This window comes from Paenibacillus thiaminolyticus, from assembly GCF_003591545.1.
Taxonomy (GTDB): domain Bacteria; phylum Bacillota; class Bacilli; order Paenibacillales; family Paenibacillaceae; genus Paenibacillus_B; species Paenibacillus_B thiaminolyticus_A.
The window spans coordinates 361423-376042 of the sequence record NZ_QYZD01000002.1; the positions used below are offsets into that span (position 1 = coordinate 361423).

The 14620-nt window shown below is 51.4% G+C and carries 15 protein-coding genes; 1 reads left to right on the forward strand and 14 read right to left on the reverse strand.

Features of this window, described 5'->3' with window-relative positions:
* Nucleotides 1-55 precede the first annotated feature (55 nt).
* Nucleotides 56-238: a hypothetical protein gene (locus DQX05_RS04565; RefSeq protein ID WP_119791246.1), complete on the forward strand. Its 183-nt coding sequence runs from the start codon at nt 56-58 to the stop codon at nt 236-238.
* A 119-nt stretch (nt 239-357) separates the two neighbouring features.
* Here DQX05_RS04565 and hemW read toward each other — a convergent pair whose 3' ends face one another.
* From hemW to lepA, 14 genes are all read right to left on the reverse strand, one after another.
* Complete coding sequence (gene hemW / locus DQX05_RS04570; protein WP_119791248.1) at nt 358-1569, reverse strand: radical SAM family heme chaperone HemW; 1212 nt, start codon at nt 1567-1569, stop codon at nt 358-360.
* A gap of 212 nt (nt 1570-1781) precedes the next feature.
* Entirely contained in the window at nt 1782-2534 is a 753-nt protein-coding gene (queE, locus tag DQX05_RS04575; RefSeq protein WP_119791250.1) for a 7-carboxy-7-deazaguanine synthase QueE, read from the reverse strand.
* Nucleotides 2534-3019 (reverse strand): 6-carboxytetrahydropterin synthase QueD, encoded by a 486-nt coding sequence (gene queD, locus DQX05_RS04580; RefSeq protein WP_119791252.1) that lies wholly within the window; start codon nt 3017-3019, stop codon nt 2534-2536. The genes queE and queD overlap by 1 nt, the downstream gene beginning before the upstream one ends.
* The gene (gene queC / locus DQX05_RS04585; RefSeq protein WP_119791253.1) at nt 3016-3669 is read right to left on the reverse strand and encodes a 7-cyano-7-deazaguanine synthase QueC; all 654 of its coding nucleotides are present in this window, start codon (nt 3667-3669) and stop codon (nt 3016-3018) included. Before queC ends, queD begins: the two co-directional genes overlap by 4 nt.
* 29 nt (nt 3670-3698) lie before the next feature.
* Nucleotides 3699-4487, reverse strand: a complete 789-nt coding sequence (locus DQX05_RS04590; RefSeq protein ID WP_119791255.1) for an ABC transporter permease — start codon at nt 4485-4487, stop codon at nt 3699-3701.
* 3 nt (nt 4488-4490) lie between these two features.
* The gene (locus tag DQX05_RS04595; protein WP_119791257.1) at nt 4491-5321 is read right to left on the reverse strand and encodes an ABC transporter permease; all 831 of its coding nucleotides are present in this window, start codon (nt 5319-5321) and stop codon (nt 4491-4493) included.
* A complete protein-coding gene (locus DQX05_RS04600) occupies nt 5284-6285 on the reverse strand; it encodes an ABC transporter ATP-binding protein (RefSeq protein WP_119791450.1) in 1002 nt (333 codons plus the stop codon). Before DQX05_RS04600 ends, DQX05_RS04595 begins: the two co-directional genes overlap by 38 nt.
* Before the next feature lie 19 nt (nt 6286-6304).
* Entirely contained in the window at nt 6305-6964 is a 660-nt protein-coding gene (locus DQX05_RS04605) for a PIG-L deacetylase family protein (RefSeq protein WP_119791258.1), read from the reverse strand.
* A complete protein-coding gene (locus tag DQX05_RS04610) occupies nt 6942-7736 on the reverse strand; it encodes a class I SAM-dependent methyltransferase (protein WP_119791260.1) in 795 nt (264 codons plus the stop codon). Before DQX05_RS04610 ends, DQX05_RS04605 begins: the two co-directional genes overlap by 23 nt.
* Nucleotides 7733-8521, reverse strand: a complete 789-nt coding sequence (locus DQX05_RS04615; protein ID WP_119791262.1) for a glycosyltransferase family 2 protein — start codon at nt 8519-8521, stop codon at nt 7733-7735. Before DQX05_RS04615 ends, DQX05_RS04610 begins: the two co-directional genes overlap by 4 nt.
* The gene (locus DQX05_RS04620) at nt 8487-9221 is read right to left on the reverse strand and encodes a radical SAM protein (protein ID WP_119791263.1); all 735 of its coding nucleotides are present in this window, start codon (nt 9219-9221) and stop codon (nt 8487-8489) included. The genes DQX05_RS04615 and DQX05_RS04620 overlap by 35 nt, the downstream gene beginning before the upstream one ends.
* Nucleotides 9218-10891, reverse strand: coding sequence for a carbamoyltransferase family protein (locus DQX05_RS04625; protein WP_119791265.1), 1674 nt, complete (start codon nt 10889-10891; stop codon nt 9218-9220). The genes DQX05_RS04620 and DQX05_RS04625 overlap by 4 nt, the downstream gene beginning before the upstream one ends.
* A gap of 12 nt (nt 10892-10903) precedes the next feature.
* Nucleotides 10904-11944 carry a bis-aminopropyl spermidine synthase family protein gene (locus DQX05_RS04630; protein WP_182914616.1) on the reverse strand — a complete coding sequence of 347 codons (1041 nt, stop codon included), beginning with the start codon at nt 11942-11944 and terminating at the stop codon, nt 10904-10906.
* Nucleotides 11945-12699: 755 nt separating this feature from the next.
* The gene (lepA, locus tag DQX05_RS04635) at nt 12700-14520 is read right to left on the reverse strand and encodes a translation elongation factor 4 (protein ID WP_119791269.1); all 1821 of its coding nucleotides are present in this window, start codon (nt 14518-14520) and stop codon (nt 12700-12702) included.
* Nucleotides 14521-14620 lie beyond the last annotated feature (100 nt).

The window sequence follows — 14620 nt, forward strand, 5'->3', positions numbered from 1 at the left end:
GGACATACTAGCAATAACGCATCGTCTCATGAGAAGGCAGGTGAGTAAGAGCGATATGACAAAAAGAGTGTTGTTCATTACCGCGTTCTTCGCGGTCATCAGCTCCATGTTCGTGATTCCGCAAATGATCGAGCCGTCGATGGGCGATATCGTGTTCACATTCGCAGGTCTGCTTGTCGGCTCGCTGTTCATGGGCTTCGCTGTCTCCCTCTTCATGCGTTTACTGCTGAAGCGCTAGCCCCGGCTGCGAGCCCTAACATATAAACACAACCGCCGCAACCTGATTAGCTCAAGTTGCGGCGGTCGCCTGCGGCCATATGCCTGTCGTTCTTGAATCATTACCTTATTGCTTGTACCTTATTGCTTCGTTCCTTGTGCCAGGGCGCCGACAAAGGCGGCGAACACATCATTGCCGAACAACAGCCCCTGCTCTGTCAACCGATAGCCCGCTTCCGTCGGCTCCAGCAGTCCCTTCTTCAGCAGCCGCTTGATCGGTTGAGCGAACACTTTGTCGAGCAATGCGCCATCGAATTGCTCCGAGAAGCGCTCAATGCTGATCCCTTCCAGCATCCGCAGGCCGACCATCATGAAATCTTCCATCGCTTCCGCTTCCTCGACCCGAAATGAATTCAGCCGCGGCAAGCCTTGCTTGCAGGCGTCATTATACGGAGTGACGCCCTTGATGTTCAGATGCCGCTGGCGGCCGACATATCCATGCGCGCCGGCGCCAAGGCCGTAATAGTCCTCATTGCGCCAATAGGTCGCATTATGCTGGCTCGCGTAGCCTGCCCGCGCGAAGTTGCTGATCTCGTACTGCTCATAGCCGGCCGCCTTCATCCGATCCATGATAAGCATATACATATCCAGCTCTTCCTCTTCGCTCGGTAGCGGCAGCTCATTGCGGTGGTACATCGCATGGAACAGCGTGTTCTCTTCTACCTTCAGGCTGTATATGGACAGATGAGGGAGATCGAGCTCCAACGCTTTCTCGACGCTATGCCCTACCATCTCGATCGTCTGGTTGGGCAGGCCGAACATCAGGTCGATGGACATATTGGCGAATCCGGCGCGCTTCGCGTTGTCGATGCTCCGGTACACATCGTCCGTATTATGGATCCGGCCGATGCCGGTCAACAGATCATTGTTGAAGGATTGGACCCCGAAGCTGATCCGGTTCACGCCGCCCTCCCGCATCACCTGCAGCTTGTCCGCATCGGTTGTGCCGGGATTGGCTTCCATCGTGAACTCGATATCCGGGCTCCACTGCGGAAAGGCGCGCCGCACCGACGTCAAAAAATAATCCATCTGCTCCGGCGTCAGTACGGTCGGCGTCCCTCCGCCAACGAATATCGAATCAATTATTCCAGGGGGATGTTGTTGAACGGTATGCTCCATTTCTTGCTCCAGCGCTCTAAGGTAGTCCATCACCGGCTGCCCCTTAAGCACATAGGAATTAAAATCGCAATAGTGGCATTTATTCGTGCAGAACGGGATGTGGATATAGACCGCGCGCGGAGCGCGGCCTTTCTTCCCGTCTTCTCGCAGTTGCAACTCGGCAATATGTGCCATGATATCCTCCAATCCATCCAATCACTGGCGTCAATACAAACGCGAGAAGTCCGTCCGGCTCTAGCCGCCGGACTCCCCCTGCAGTACGACAAGGGTATCATATTATGACCGTTTGCACAACGCGGGCTGCTGATGCCGCTTCAGATCCGCCTCAGCCGAATTGCCTTGCAAGCTTCTATACGCCATCCGCTTCCGGTTCCAAAGAAGCGGACTTACACTCCCCGCTTGTTCCCCCACACCAGCGCATGCAACTGCGGCAGCACCCGAACGTTATTCAGTTCAGACGAGGCGCTGACCGCATCGACCAGCCACTCATAACGCTTCAAGAGCGACTCGGCCAATGATGCGCGATCACTGGCGCCAAGCTGATCATTGCCCGTCTGCAGCACAAACGGCACGTTCGGGTAGCGCTTATGTATAGCCGCCGCATATTCCAGATCGGCCTGATCAAATACGACCACTTTAAGGCTCACGGCCGCTTGTCTGTCCGCCTCTGTCAACCGTTCGATCATGCGATCGAGCTTTCCCCAATCGGTCTCCATCCCCGAGCTGGGCGGCTTTGGAGAAATCGTTACATCATCCACTTCGGTCAACCAGTCTTGCCAGCAGCTCCCTTGCGTCTCCACTGCGCTCTTGACACCATGCTCCCGCAATAGCTGCACAAGCGATTCGAGCTGCGGCAGCAGGGCAGGGTTCCCGCCGGACAGAGTAACATGCCGGAAGCGGGAGGAGGCAAGACCCTCCAGTTCAGCCCATATCTCCTCTGCGTGCAGCATTCGGATTCGCCCCCGCTCCGAACCGTCCCATGTAAAAGCGGAATCACACCAGGAACAACGATAATCGCAGCCTGCCATGCGTACAAACATCGTCTTACATCCCGACAGCACCCCTTCCCCCTGCACCGTCGGCCCAAAAATTTCGATTACGGGAATCAGCGATTTTCTCGACAAGGAAGACGCAAGCATTACAGCATCCACTCCCGTCTAATCTCCGCATAGCTGGTCGGCGTTTCATACAGCCGGACAAATTCGGTCCTGCCTTCGCAAATCTCTTCCCGATACGGGGAAGCATTCAGCGCCGACTCCATCTGCTCAAATAGCCAGACAACCATATTTTCTGCGGTAGTATTCATCGGGGGCAGGGTCTCATTCAAATAGCGATGATCCAAATACAGTTCAATCTGTTCCTTCCAAATCGCTTTTACGGCCGAAAAATCCAGCGTTAGGCCGATTTGGTTTACGTAGCCGCTAATCCCGAACACCGCTTTATAGTTATGGCCATGCAAATTTTTGCATTTTCCTTCATACGCATGCAGATGATGCGCCGCATCAAAGGTGAACTCCTTGCTGACAAGCACGCGCCGATGATGATACTTAAGCTCCTCTGGCGCAATATCCTCACCGAATCTCTCCAGCTTGTCTACGATGCGAAAAGGTCCTGGCGCTTTCATGCTCTCACCCCTTCCAAATATTTCTCCAGGCCTGCACGCCGCAATCTGCATGCCGGGCATGATCCGCAGCCGTCGCCGGGCACCCCGGTATAACAAGTGACTGTTTTCTCGCGAATAAATTCAAGCGCTCCCAGTTCATCGGCAAGGTGCCAGGTCTGTTGCTTATCCAGCCACATCAATGGCGTATGAATCACAAAGGAGAAATCCAGCGCCAGATTTAAAGAAACGTTAAGCGACTTGACAAAGGCATCGCGGCAATCGGGATACCCGCTGTAGTCGCTCTCGGACATGCCGGCCACAAGATGGCGGATCCCTGCTTGCTTGGCTAATACCGCCGAAAATGACAAAAACAGCAAATTCCGGCCATCAACAAATGTCGTCGGCAACATGCCATCTGCGTGCTCAATGTCAATATTCGTGCGCGTCAAGGCATTGGGCGCAAGCTGATTCAACACGCCCATGTCCAGAACATAATGCGGAATGTTCAATTCCCTGGCGATGGCCCGGGCGTGATCAATCTCGCTCTGGTGCCGCTGGCCATAATCAAACGTGACGGACTCTACCTGGCCGAACCGCCGCAGCGCCCAGAACAGGCAAGTGGTGCTGTCCTGCCCGCCGCTAAAGACAACTATCGCTTTTTCATTGCGCACGTTATCCCTCCGCTCCATTTATCCACTTGTCAACTGCTGGCGCTCTGATAGTAGCGCAGCGCAAATCTCCAGAAAAATATCGAAAATAAAAAGTACGCTAGCGTGGACGCGTAAAAATAATACAGTCCCGTATACGTTTGCACATCTGACAGCGCAATCACCGGCACATTGCTGACCAGCACAATCGGGAATATAACCGTAAACACGAATTTGACAACGCCTTTATACTGGACGGAAGGATAGCGCATCAGCGTCATCGCTCCCAGAAACAGCTCATGCATGCCTTGAACTTTGGATAGCCAGATAGACAAGGTCATAATCGTGAACCAGAGCGAGTACGCCAGAATAATGCTGACCAGCAGCAACCCGAGATAACTGCATAGATCGAGAAAGGAAACCGCTTCCCCTTTGTTGATTATCGCATAAACGATCAAATAGACGGCCAACGGAATATTACCGAAATTGCCGAAATCCAGATTCCGAAGCGAAATCAGAAATTGGCTGTTCACCGGCCTGATCAGAATCAAGTCAAGCTGTGAACGGTTGACCAGATTCGGAATCATTGGCAGATTATTAATGAACAAGGTGAACATGACGGATTTAATCAGTTCGCTCGTACCGATTAACAAGTAAATATCATAGATTCTCCAACCTTTTATTTCATCCACATAACCATAAATACTATTGAAAAACAGCAATGTAATGCCGAACCATAGCACGCTGTCCAACAAATTAAGAAAAAAGTTGGCCCGATACGTCATTGCCTTGACCACGTTGATTTTTACAAAACTCCCAAACAAGTTCAAATATTTAATCATGTTCTATGCTCCGACCGATTCATATTTAGTCAATCCGCGCTTCCACAGCAGCCTGCCCAAACTATAGAATAAAACGCACCATATTGCTTGAATCCCAATGCCTTGCCACATCTCGCTCACCGGAATATATCCCAAATAAATATTGACGGGAAAGTTAATCAAGTAACCGAAAGGCAACCATTGCACCACCGTATTGAATGGAGAAGGCAACAGGTCCAACGGAATAAGCGTGCCTGCCAACAGCTCAATGATGATGTCCACCGTGAAAAAAAACGATGATATTTCCACGAAATACAACGATAACAAAGAGAGACTATAGTAAATCATAAAGTAGAGCACCAGAGCCGCCGCCGAAGCGAGCAGGAAGGGAAGGACATGCTGCCAGTCAGGCGCCTGGAACGATTCCAAATTGAGCAATATAATCAGCGAAAGCGGTACTGCTGCGATAGCCACTTGAACCAGCTTCGTGCCGAGATTGTTGGCAAACCAATAGCCAATATAAGAAAATGGCTTGATCAAATATTTTGATAATCCTCCGGAACTAATCTCGTCCTGGATGGACCAATGGATTTCCGGCAGCAGCACCAGTTCCAAAACTTTGGCCACCAGTAAGTACGTAATCATCATTTCCAGCGTATAGCCGCCAATCATTTCTCTCTCCGCGAACAATGCATGCCATAATGAGATGATGGCCACGAGCGGCACCAATGAGAACAGCATCATGAGCAGCATGTTCATTCGGTATTGAAAGGTGGCCTGAATCGTCATGGCAAACGGATTGTAATACTTTCTCGGCTTACACCGGTTGAAAAACCGGCTCCTTCGCTTGGTCATGAAAGATTTCCTCCAATAAGTCTTGTGTAGTCATTTCTTCTACATGGTAATCGACGACACTGAGCGTCTGAATTACAGCCCGCACTACCGCTTGCGTTTGATCATGCGGAATCTTCAGCTTGACTGTCTGATCGGCAAGCTCCACAATCTCCCCCCATTGCCGGAACCATTGCTCATCAATTTCTTCCTGCACGCTAAATGAAATGTAGCGGAAATGCTGATTGTTCGCCTTCAACTTCGCCAGTTTTCCTTTATAATAGACTTGACCCTGATTCATAATAATAACGTCCTCGCACAGCTCCTCGATATCTGGCAAATAATGACTCGTCAGTAGGATAGTCGTCCCGTTATTTTTGCTGTAATCGCTCAAAAAAGCGCGAATATTTTTTTGCGCCACAAAATCCAAGCCGATGGTCGGTTCATCTAGAAACAGGATGCCCGGCTGATGAAGCAAGGAAGAGATCAATTCACATTTCATGCGTTCCCCTAAAGAGAGCTTCCGCACCGGCGATTTCAGTACATGCTCCACATTGAGCCTGGCCGACAAGTCATTGACCGTTCGCTCGAACTGATGATGGTCGATCTCATAAATGTCCCGGTTCAAAATAAACGTCTCATACGGGGACAAATCCCACCAAAGCTGATTTTTCTGCCCCAGCACGACGCCGATATTGTGAAGAAAAGCAGCCCGCTTCAGATGCGGGACATGGCCAGCTATCGAAATCGTGCCGGAGGTCGGCTTGATTAAGCCTGTCATCATTTTGATCAACGTTGATTTTCCCGCGCCGTTGGCTCCAATCAGGCCGACGATTTGTCCCTTGGCAATTTCAAATGACACGTTTTTTATCGCTTGAATTTGTTCCGTCCTGCGGAAAAACAGCCCCTTGACCGAATTCCACATGCCGGTATCCATCTTTGCTCTTTCAAAAGATCTCGATACGTCCTTCAGAATGATCTGACTCATGAATCGGCTCCGCTCCATTTTACATATTTTCCATCTTGAAGACCTCGGCAAAAGGCACGCCCACCTGCATACCGCGGTACGCGTTCAATCCTCTGCTGCCCTCCAGCAGCCTCATGCGGGCCAACTGCGAGCCATAGCGCTGCAACGCTTCTAATTTCATGTCCATGACGGCCGTTATGTCCGTACTGTACTGAAAGCTCCGCAGTGGTGTCCACACTTCATATTGAAGCGAACGCTGAATTCGTCTAGGCATGTCATAAAACGCCGACTGGCCCAGCATAATCGCTTCGCGCGCCACTTCGTTCACGACTCGATGATCGCGATCGGCCTCATCGCCATGCGGATAATATACATAATGAGGCCCGTAATCCGCGAGTTGGCGAATCAGTTCCTCCACGAGCCGCCGCGAATAGAGTAACGAACGATCAGGTTCCCGCAAATAGATCACATCTTCGGTCCCTAGCACACGGGCGGCCGCCCCGCATTCTTGCTCACGCAATTGCACCTGCTCCTCCGCCGGCATCCCGGGAATCGACAAGTCGCCCCGGGTCACTACAACAACGCGGCACTCATCGCCAAGCTGCAATGCCCTGGCTATCGTGCCCCCGCAGCCAATCACTTCATCATCATGATGAGGGGCGATGACGAGATGACGCTTAGGCGTCCGTTGAACAGTCATGGGTGTCCTCCTTGAGCGATGTCTCGAATATCATAAATTCACTTCCTCGTTGAAACGGAGAACGATCGTAGTTGCCAAAAAACCGATCGATGGCCAACCCGCAACAATCAAGTAAATGGATCATTTCGGCCGGAAGCGAATAACGGGAAATAAACTTGTAGTCAAATTGCTTGATCCGTTCCTCCTTGTCATTGTACAGTTCGAAAAAGCAAGTCGTTTCTACTACTTGCCTGAAATGATCAATTCTCACTTTATTCCACGACTTGAGGGTCTGGGCGGAATTTCCGCCCGAGCCCAATGAATAGGCTCCGTCTTTTTGACGCTTGGCATAAGGACATATTTGCGGAGGAGAAATAATATCAAATACAAAGTGCCCGCCTGACTTAAGCATCTCCCGAATGGCGCACAGCGTCCGCTTTTGCTGGGAAGGCGTCAGTAAATACTCAAACACGCCCCCCGTCATCAGAATCAGATCAAATTGTTGCTCGCTTCTATAGCTCGTTGCGTCGGATACTTCGTAGTGCAGCCGCGCAGCCAGCTCCGGCCGCAATGCAAGCTTCTGTTGTGCCACCTCGATCATGCCGGGCGAAATATCGACAGCCGTAACAACTGCTCCCCGCTCCGCCAGCTTCATCGCGAGCCGCCCCGTTCCGCAGCCAATATCTAAAATACGGCTTCCCGGTTTCGCAAAGCGGGTATAATAATCGAAAAAATATTCCGGCTCGGGTATAAAAGATTCATAGTTTGGAGCAATCGTGTCATATTGAGTCATAGCGACATCCTCCGCATTTGTTTTTTGTAGCCCAACCAAAAACTGATTTGCCAAACAACATAATAGGATGCGGTCGCAGCGCCGTACTTCTTTTTGATGAGCGAATATAATTTCGGGAGACCGGCCCACATCTTGCCGAGACGTCCATACCCTGTTTTTTGCTTGATTACGCCTCTTGCATGGCCTGTGCCATAATGAAACGCGCTGCGCAGGTCTTGCCGCAATGTCAACTCGGGGTGGATCACTTTCGCGGAATGCTCATAAGCGATAGGCAGCTTGGCCCGTTGCACCCGCGCGTCGAAGTCAAAATCTTCCGTCCACTTCAGCTCGGCGTCGAAATAATAGTTCCCAATCTTATTGACAATCGATTTGCGGAAGGCCAGCGGTGGAGAGTAAGCATTTTTGCGGGTGGTATGAATATGTCTTGCCCTAGCAACCGTCTTGCCGATAAATGAGCGGTAAGCGAATACTACCCTTCCCTTGGCAAGCGGCGCTTCATCCAGAAGCCGGTACAGGCTGCGTATTGTGCCGGGTTCAAATACGCAATCCGAATCCATGATAAGAACATTGGAGCTTGCCGCAGACAAAATGCCCTCATTATAAGCACGGGACAGATTCGGCTCGTCCAGTTCCCGTATCCGTACTGGATGCGACTTTGCGATCCGCTTGATTTCCGGCGTGGCGCCATTTAATACGACGACAACTTCCACGTCTTCATCGATGCTTTTCAGGCATCGCTCCAGCCGCGGATCATTGTACGCCGGGATGACTATCGCCAAATCCATAACGCTCGCTCACTTTCTCCAAAATTTGCTTCAGGGAGGCAAGCACTTCGTCAAAGATGTAAAATTGACCGACATCCCTTAATTGCAGCAGCCTCTCCCGAACCGCCCGATATACGTCCGCGCTAACCGCAAGATAATAGGGAAGCCCTAGTTCTTTGCAAATGTTCTGAATGTGAGATGACATCGACTGCGTGACGGGCATGCAATAATGGACAACCGAGTCATAAACCTGCCTGTTGGCTGTTAAATAGTTTCTTATCCTCTTCAGCGTCACTTCCTGGTATTGTTCGGCGACGCTGCGCTCGGCCTCCCGCTCGGCTTCCTCCTCTACAATCCAGTCATATGCGCAAAAAGTCGGATTCATCTGATACTCATAAGGAATTACGCCCGCATTCGATAAAATAATAGGATGCACATTGGGATATTTATCGGTAACGGTGCGAATCTTGCGCCCGATGTACGAGAAGTCATACGGTTTCGACCAAGTGCACGTCTGGAAGAAGGCGATCGTTTTACCTGCCGGGGGATGATAATCCGGTCCGCAAAAGTATCGATGCCACTGTTCAAAATGCGGATGGTAAAGAAATTCCGGCTTGGCGCCGCGCTTAAAAAACGTGTCTCCCTCCCCGATAAGATCTAGGAGAATGTACTCCGGAAAACCGGGATACGTCCTGCGATTCAGACTGTTGATTTTACTCATCCGATGTTCACCTGCTTTACCAATAATATATTTTCAAGCAGCAGCGCATCCAGCTCGGAACCGAAAAAGGAACGGATGGCATGGCCGGGAGAGCATACGATGGGCTCGTTGCCAATGTTAAATGAAGTATTTATGACGGCCGGAACGCCGCTCTTCTCCCAGAACGCGCGAATCAGCCGCCAGTATTCCGGGTTAAATGCCTTATCAACGACTTGTGCTCTTGCCGATCCGTCCACATGCACGACAGCCGGTATTTGCGATCTATACTCATCTGTAATGTAGGCATTCAGAATCATATAAGGCGAGCCGCCGACCGCATTTTTCAGCACCTGCCCGGCCGCTTCCTCAATCAGGCTGGGAGCAAGAGGACGCCACTGTTCCCGGTGCTTGATCCTGTTAACGCGCACTAACATGTCCCTCTGCTGCGGATTGGCAATAATGCTGCGGTTCCCCAGCGCCCGTGGGCCGAATTCCATCTTGCCGTGAAACCGGGCCACTACTTTATTTTGCAGCAGGAGCTCGGATATGCGATCGGCACTGTTATCCCCGAGCACTTCATAGTTGATATTATTGTGCCGGAGCAAACGTTCAATCGCATCACTGCTATATTCCGGACCCGAATAAACATGCGTGCGATCGATATGAGGCCGAATGCCGTGTTCGCTCAGCAAGAGCGTCGCCGCACCGATGCTTGTCCCCGAATCCGAAGCGGCAGGCTGGATATACAGCTCCTCCACCTGCTCCAATCCCGCTACAATACCATTGGCGACGCAGTTCAGACCGACACCGCCCGAAATACAGACATGCCGGCAGCCTGTGCGTTCTACAGCTTGCCGGACAAGCGCGACAGCGGCCCTTTCAAGGGCCTTCTGCGCGGAAGCGGCCAGGGAACGATACGGCATCACATCCGAGCCAGCTTTCAGTTTGGCGTCCAGGACGCTGTAAGCATACTTTGGTTGAAGCAACGGCAGCCGGGTGACTTTTTGCATATACGCAATCCACGCCGCTGTCGTGCGTGAGTATAGCTCATCGGGTGCCAGCGTCCCTGGAGTGAACCCGGGCGGACCTGCCAAAATATCAGGAAAAGAGTATACATCGTCGCCATAGGAAGACAGTCCCATCGTCTTCCCTTCGTTGAATCGCCCAAAACCAAGGTATATACTCGCCGCCTCGTAAAAAATTCCGATGGATTGATGAATGCGCATCGTATCCATCATACGGATGGTCCCATCGTCCCCCTTGGCTATCGTCGCGGAAATATCTTCGCCAGAACCGTCGATGACGAGAATGGCCGCCTGATCGAAACCGGAACTGAAGTACGCTCCCGCCGCATGGGCCGCATGATGGGCATACATTCGGCATTCCGGTTCTCTCTTGCGGGGAAACAAATGTTTGGGCAGTATGGTGTTCAAGACTTGCTGCGCCGTCACTTCACTTCCGGTTAATTTGCCGATGTCCCAGCCCACGGCGACCTGATCGATCACCGAGGCGGAAATATCCGCTTCGTGCAAGCAATAACCGATAGCATGATAAGGGAGCGCATTAAACGCTTTTTTTTGGCGCGAAAAACGCTCTTCTTCCGCCGCGGCAATCATCTGGCCATCCCGGAATAAGCAAGCGCTTGCATCGTGAGTTCCACTGTTCCATCCGTTTACACCCAGCACATACATGAAGCAGCCTCCTTATATCTCACGTCTGAATTCAATGAACTCTTGCGGAAATAACGGCAGTTCATCTGTTGTACGAATAAAAACAAGCATATCTGTATGTATAAACAAGGTATCCAACGCAAGTGAATGGAGCTCTAGCCGGTTCAACTTCTGCTGCAGCGCTGCTCTGTTGATGAACGGCTCTTCACTTAACGGGTAATTATTCGCATTCCGGTATATCCGATCCAGACAAAAGCCTTTTCCCATCAAATATTGCTGAAAATAGGACACCCTTGCCCCCAATCGCTCTATGCTTACATTTATAAATAACGTGTCGCCTACTTCCCCGCTCAATAGTTCATCCGCACGCAGCAGCCATAGCCCCAGCCCCTTGCCACTGTCCAGCGGATCGCAATGAAACGCGTGAAACCGGCCAATCAGATCGGAAGGCGCAGGCTGTTCCACATCGAACCGAAGCGTATCCATGGTCAAATGGTGCGCCTCCGCCACGGAGTCAATACGCTGCAATACTTCGGGATCCACGTCCCCTACCGTTATATCCCGCTCCCCGTACAACGCCAGGGCAACACTTGAATAGTCATCGTCTCCGCAGAAGAAAATACGCTGCGTCGACGGAATCTCCTCATGAATAATATGGGCGCGAAGTTCGGAGCTCGTCCAATCCGCCCGAAACTGCCCGTATCGCCCTTCATTGACCTTGCGCAGCTCGCTATCATTTATGCGGGCGGGAGAGCGAGAGCGCCAGCTCGCAAATGGTTGCTTCCATTGCAATGCTCCGTCACCCTGTATGTCTACGAGGCCCGCATGCCGGCATACTTCCAGTAGGCGCAGCGCAAGATGCAATGTCCCGGTCATATTGATCAAATCTTGAAGATGCACAGCTGTTCCGCACGATTTCCACAGCCATTTCTCGAATGGCGAACGATGAATGCGATGCCATTTGTTCCACAAATCTATCACTTTGTTTTTTTGCTTCAGCCTTTCGTATTTCTCCAGTTCCTCTTCGTCCAGCCTTGCAAAATGCTCATATAAATCCGAAACCAGCGCCTTCATCATTGCCCCTCCTAGGATTTAAATAGCCGCAAAATAGCGGACTATTTTGCGGCTATTGTCTTCCTGTTAAGTAAGTGCTTTTTGGTTGACGGTAAACAAAATGAGTTCCTCTTCTACAAGCTCAAGATCTTCCGTCGTCAATTCTTCTGTAAACAATTCCTGGGCATTGAATTTCTTCTCCATCCTTCTCACCTCCCTTGCTTGGTATCAAGCCGGAATATGAAAAAATTCCGGAGCAAAGTCCCCGGTTCAAGTCTGGACAGGAGTTGGAAGCCTTCTTATTTAGAGCTCTCATGCATGGATGGCATAGCAGTCTGTCAATCTGGGGAGTATTACGAATGCAGGTTCAATCTCCGAAGTTGATGAGAGTCATCTTACTGAAGTGAGTTAGGGCTAAAGGGGAATTATTGATATCATTCCATTATGTTGCAACCATCATAGCATATGGGCTTTATTCTATGCAAGGTTTTTACATAAATTTCAGTAGGAGGTTTCATGAACAAAATGAGAGTGATATGGAAAATAGATGCAGATCATATAATTGAGCCTTAGTGCAGCTTCTCATTCCCGGCATTGCCGAACTTGGCAATATAGCCTAGCAATCGCAGCGTTTCAAAATCACATCTGGGTTCGTTTAAGCATACGTGGTAGAAAAGAAAAACCCCGCCATGGTCTCGTTCATATGACGCCATAGCGGGGCAACCGGATTATTTGTGGCCGGCACGGCCGCAGTTCTCTGGCATCCGACGTGCCGATTATTTTTGATCATCAATTTTGAGCACGGCCATGAACGCTTCCTGAGGCACTTCCACGCTGCCGACCTGCTTCATGCGCTTCTTACCTTCCTTCTGCTTCTCCAGCAGCTTCCGCTTCCGGGAGATGTCCCCCCCGTAACATTTAGCCAAGACGTTCTTGCGCATCGCCTTGACCGTCTCGCGGGCGACGATCTTCGTTCCGATGGCCGCTTGGACCGGCACTTCGAACATCTGGCGCGGAATGAGCTCGCGCAGCTTCTCGCACAGCAGCTTGCCGCGATGGTACGCCCGATCCTTATGCACGATGATCGACAAGGCATCGACCTGCTCGTTGTTGAGCAAAATGTCCATCTTAACGAGGTTCGATTTGCGGTAGCCTGACAGCTCGTAGTCGAACGAAGCATAGCCGCGTGTACTGGACTTCAACTGATCGAAGAAATCGTATACGATCTCGGACAGCGGAATCTGGTACGTAATCGTAACCCGGGTCGTGTCGAGATATTGCATATCCACGAATTCGCCGCGCTTGCCCTGGCATAGCTCCATAATCGCGCCGACGAAATCGTTCGGGACGATGATGGACGCCTTGACGTATGGCTCCTCGACATAGTCGAGCTTGCTCTGATCCGGGTAGTTCGACGGGTTATCGATCGTCAGCTGCTCTCCGCTCGTCAGCGTCACATGGTAGATAACGCTTGGCGCCGTCGTAATGAGCGGAATATTGAATTCGCGCTCGATGCGCTCCTGAATAATCTCCATGTGGAGCAAGCCGAGGAAGCCGCAGCGGAAGCCGAAGCCGAGCGCCGATGAGGTCTCCGGCTCGAAGGAGAGCGAAGCGTCATTCAGCTGCAGCTTCTCCAATGCTTCACGCAAATCATTGTAGTCCGACGTATCAATCGGATACAGTCCGCAGAATACCATCGGGTTGATGCGGCGGTACCCCGGGAGCGGTTCCGCGGTCGGATGCTTCGCATCAGTGATCGTATCCCCGACGCGCGTATCGCCTACGTTTTTGATCCCGGCGACGACGAAGCCGACATCGCCCACGTTCAGCTCGTCGATGATGGTCATGCTGGGCTTGAACGCACCCACCTCAATAACTTCGAACGTCTTGTTCGTTGCCATCATCTTAATCTTGCTGCCCGCGCGGATGGAGCCGTTGACGACCCGGACATAGACGATGACGCCTTTGTACGGATCATAATGAGAATCGAAGATAAGCGCCTTCAGCGGCTCCTCTGGATCCCCGGTCGGCGCCGGCACTTCCTTCACAATCTGCTCGAGAATCTCGCGGATGCCGATGCCCGCCTTGGCGGACGCCAGCACCGCATTCGAACAATCGAGTCCGATTACGTCCTCGATCTCCTGCTTGACCCGGTCCGGTTCGGCGCTTGGCAGGTCAATCTTGTTGATGACCGGGAGAATCTCCAGGTTGTTGTCCAGCGCGAGATAGACATTCGCCAATGTCTGCGCTTCAATGCCTTGCGCCGCATCGACGACCAGCAGCGCGCCTTCGCAGGCCGCCAAGCTCCGTGACACTTCATACGTGAAGTCCACGTGGCCCGGAGTATCGATCAGGTTCAGAATATACTCTTCTCCGTCATCCGCCTTGTAGGTCAGGCGGACCGCCTGGAGCTTGATCGTAATTCCCCGCTCCCGCTCCAGATCCATTTTATCAAGGACCTGTGCCTGCATTTCCCGAGCGGCCAGCGCTCCCGTATATTCAAGAATCCGGTCAGCAAGGGTTGACTTGCCGTGGTCAATATGCGCAATAATACAAAAATTCCGAATCTTCTTTTGTCGTGACAGCAATTCCGTCATTCGTATTCCATACCCCCACCACTAAGCCAAGTTTCAATTCATTCATTATAACGGATTGAGGGGGCAACAGCAATAAAAAGGCGATTATTGGGCCGCAGCG

What these genes read in the sequence shown, in the direction of transcription:
- queE (WP_119791250.1), bottom strand. Translation starts at nt 2,534, where the DNA reads ATGCTTGCGTCTTCCTTGTCGAGAAAATCGCTGATTCCCGTAATCGAA.
- DQX05_RS04600 (WP_119791450.1), bottom strand. Translation starts at nt 6,285, where the DNA reads ATGAGTCAGATCATTCTGAAGGACGTATCGAGATCTTTTGAAAGAGCA.
- hemW (WP_119791248.1), bottom strand. Translation starts at nt 1,569, where the DNA reads ATGGCACATATTGCCGAGTTGCAACTGCGAGAAGACGGGAAGAAAGGC.
- DQX05_RS04625 (WP_119791265.1), bottom strand. Translation starts at nt 10,891, where the DNA reads ATGTATGTGCTGGGTGTAAACGGATGGAACAGTGGAACTCACGATGCA.
- DQX05_RS04605 (WP_119791258.1), bottom strand. Translation starts at nt 6,964, where the DNA reads ATGACTGTTCAACGGACGCCTAAGCGTCATCTCGTCATCGCCCCTCAT.
- DQX05_RS04620 (WP_119791263.1), bottom strand. Translation starts at nt 9,221, where the DNA reads ATGAGTAAAATCAACAGTCTGAATCGCAGGACGTATCCCGGTTTTCCG.
- DQX05_RS04590 (WP_119791255.1), bottom strand. Translation starts at nt 4,487, where the DNA reads ATGATTAAATATTTGAACTTGTTTGGGAGTTTTGTAAAAATCAACGTG.
- DQX05_RS04610 (WP_119791260.1), bottom strand. Translation starts at nt 7,736, where the DNA reads ATGACTCAATATGACACGATTGCTCCAAACTATGAATCTTTTATACCC.
- lepA (WP_119791269.1), bottom strand. Translation starts at nt 14,520, where the DNA reads ATGACGGAATTGCTGTCACGACAAAAGAAGATTCGGAATTTTTGTATT.
- DQX05_RS04615 (WP_119791262.1), bottom strand. Translation starts at nt 8,521, where the DNA reads ATGGATTTGGCGATAGTCATCCCGGCGTACAATGATCCGCGGCTGGAG.
- DQX05_RS04630 (WP_182914616.1), bottom strand. Translation starts at nt 11,944, where the DNA reads ATGAAGGCGCTGGTTTCGGATTTATATGAGCATTTTGCAAGGCTGGAC.
- queD (WP_119791252.1), bottom strand. Translation starts at nt 3,019, where the DNA reads ATGAAAGCGCCAGGACCTTTTCGCATCGTAGACAAGCTGGAGAGATTC.
- DQX05_RS04595 (WP_119791257.1), bottom strand. Translation starts at nt 5,321, where the DNA reads ATGACCAAGCGAAGGAGCCGGTTTTTCAACCGGTGTAAGCCGAGAAAG.
- DQX05_RS04565 (WP_119791246.1), top strand. Translation starts at nt 56, where the DNA reads ATGACAAAAAGAGTGTTGTTCATTACCGCGTTCTTCGCGGTCATCAGC.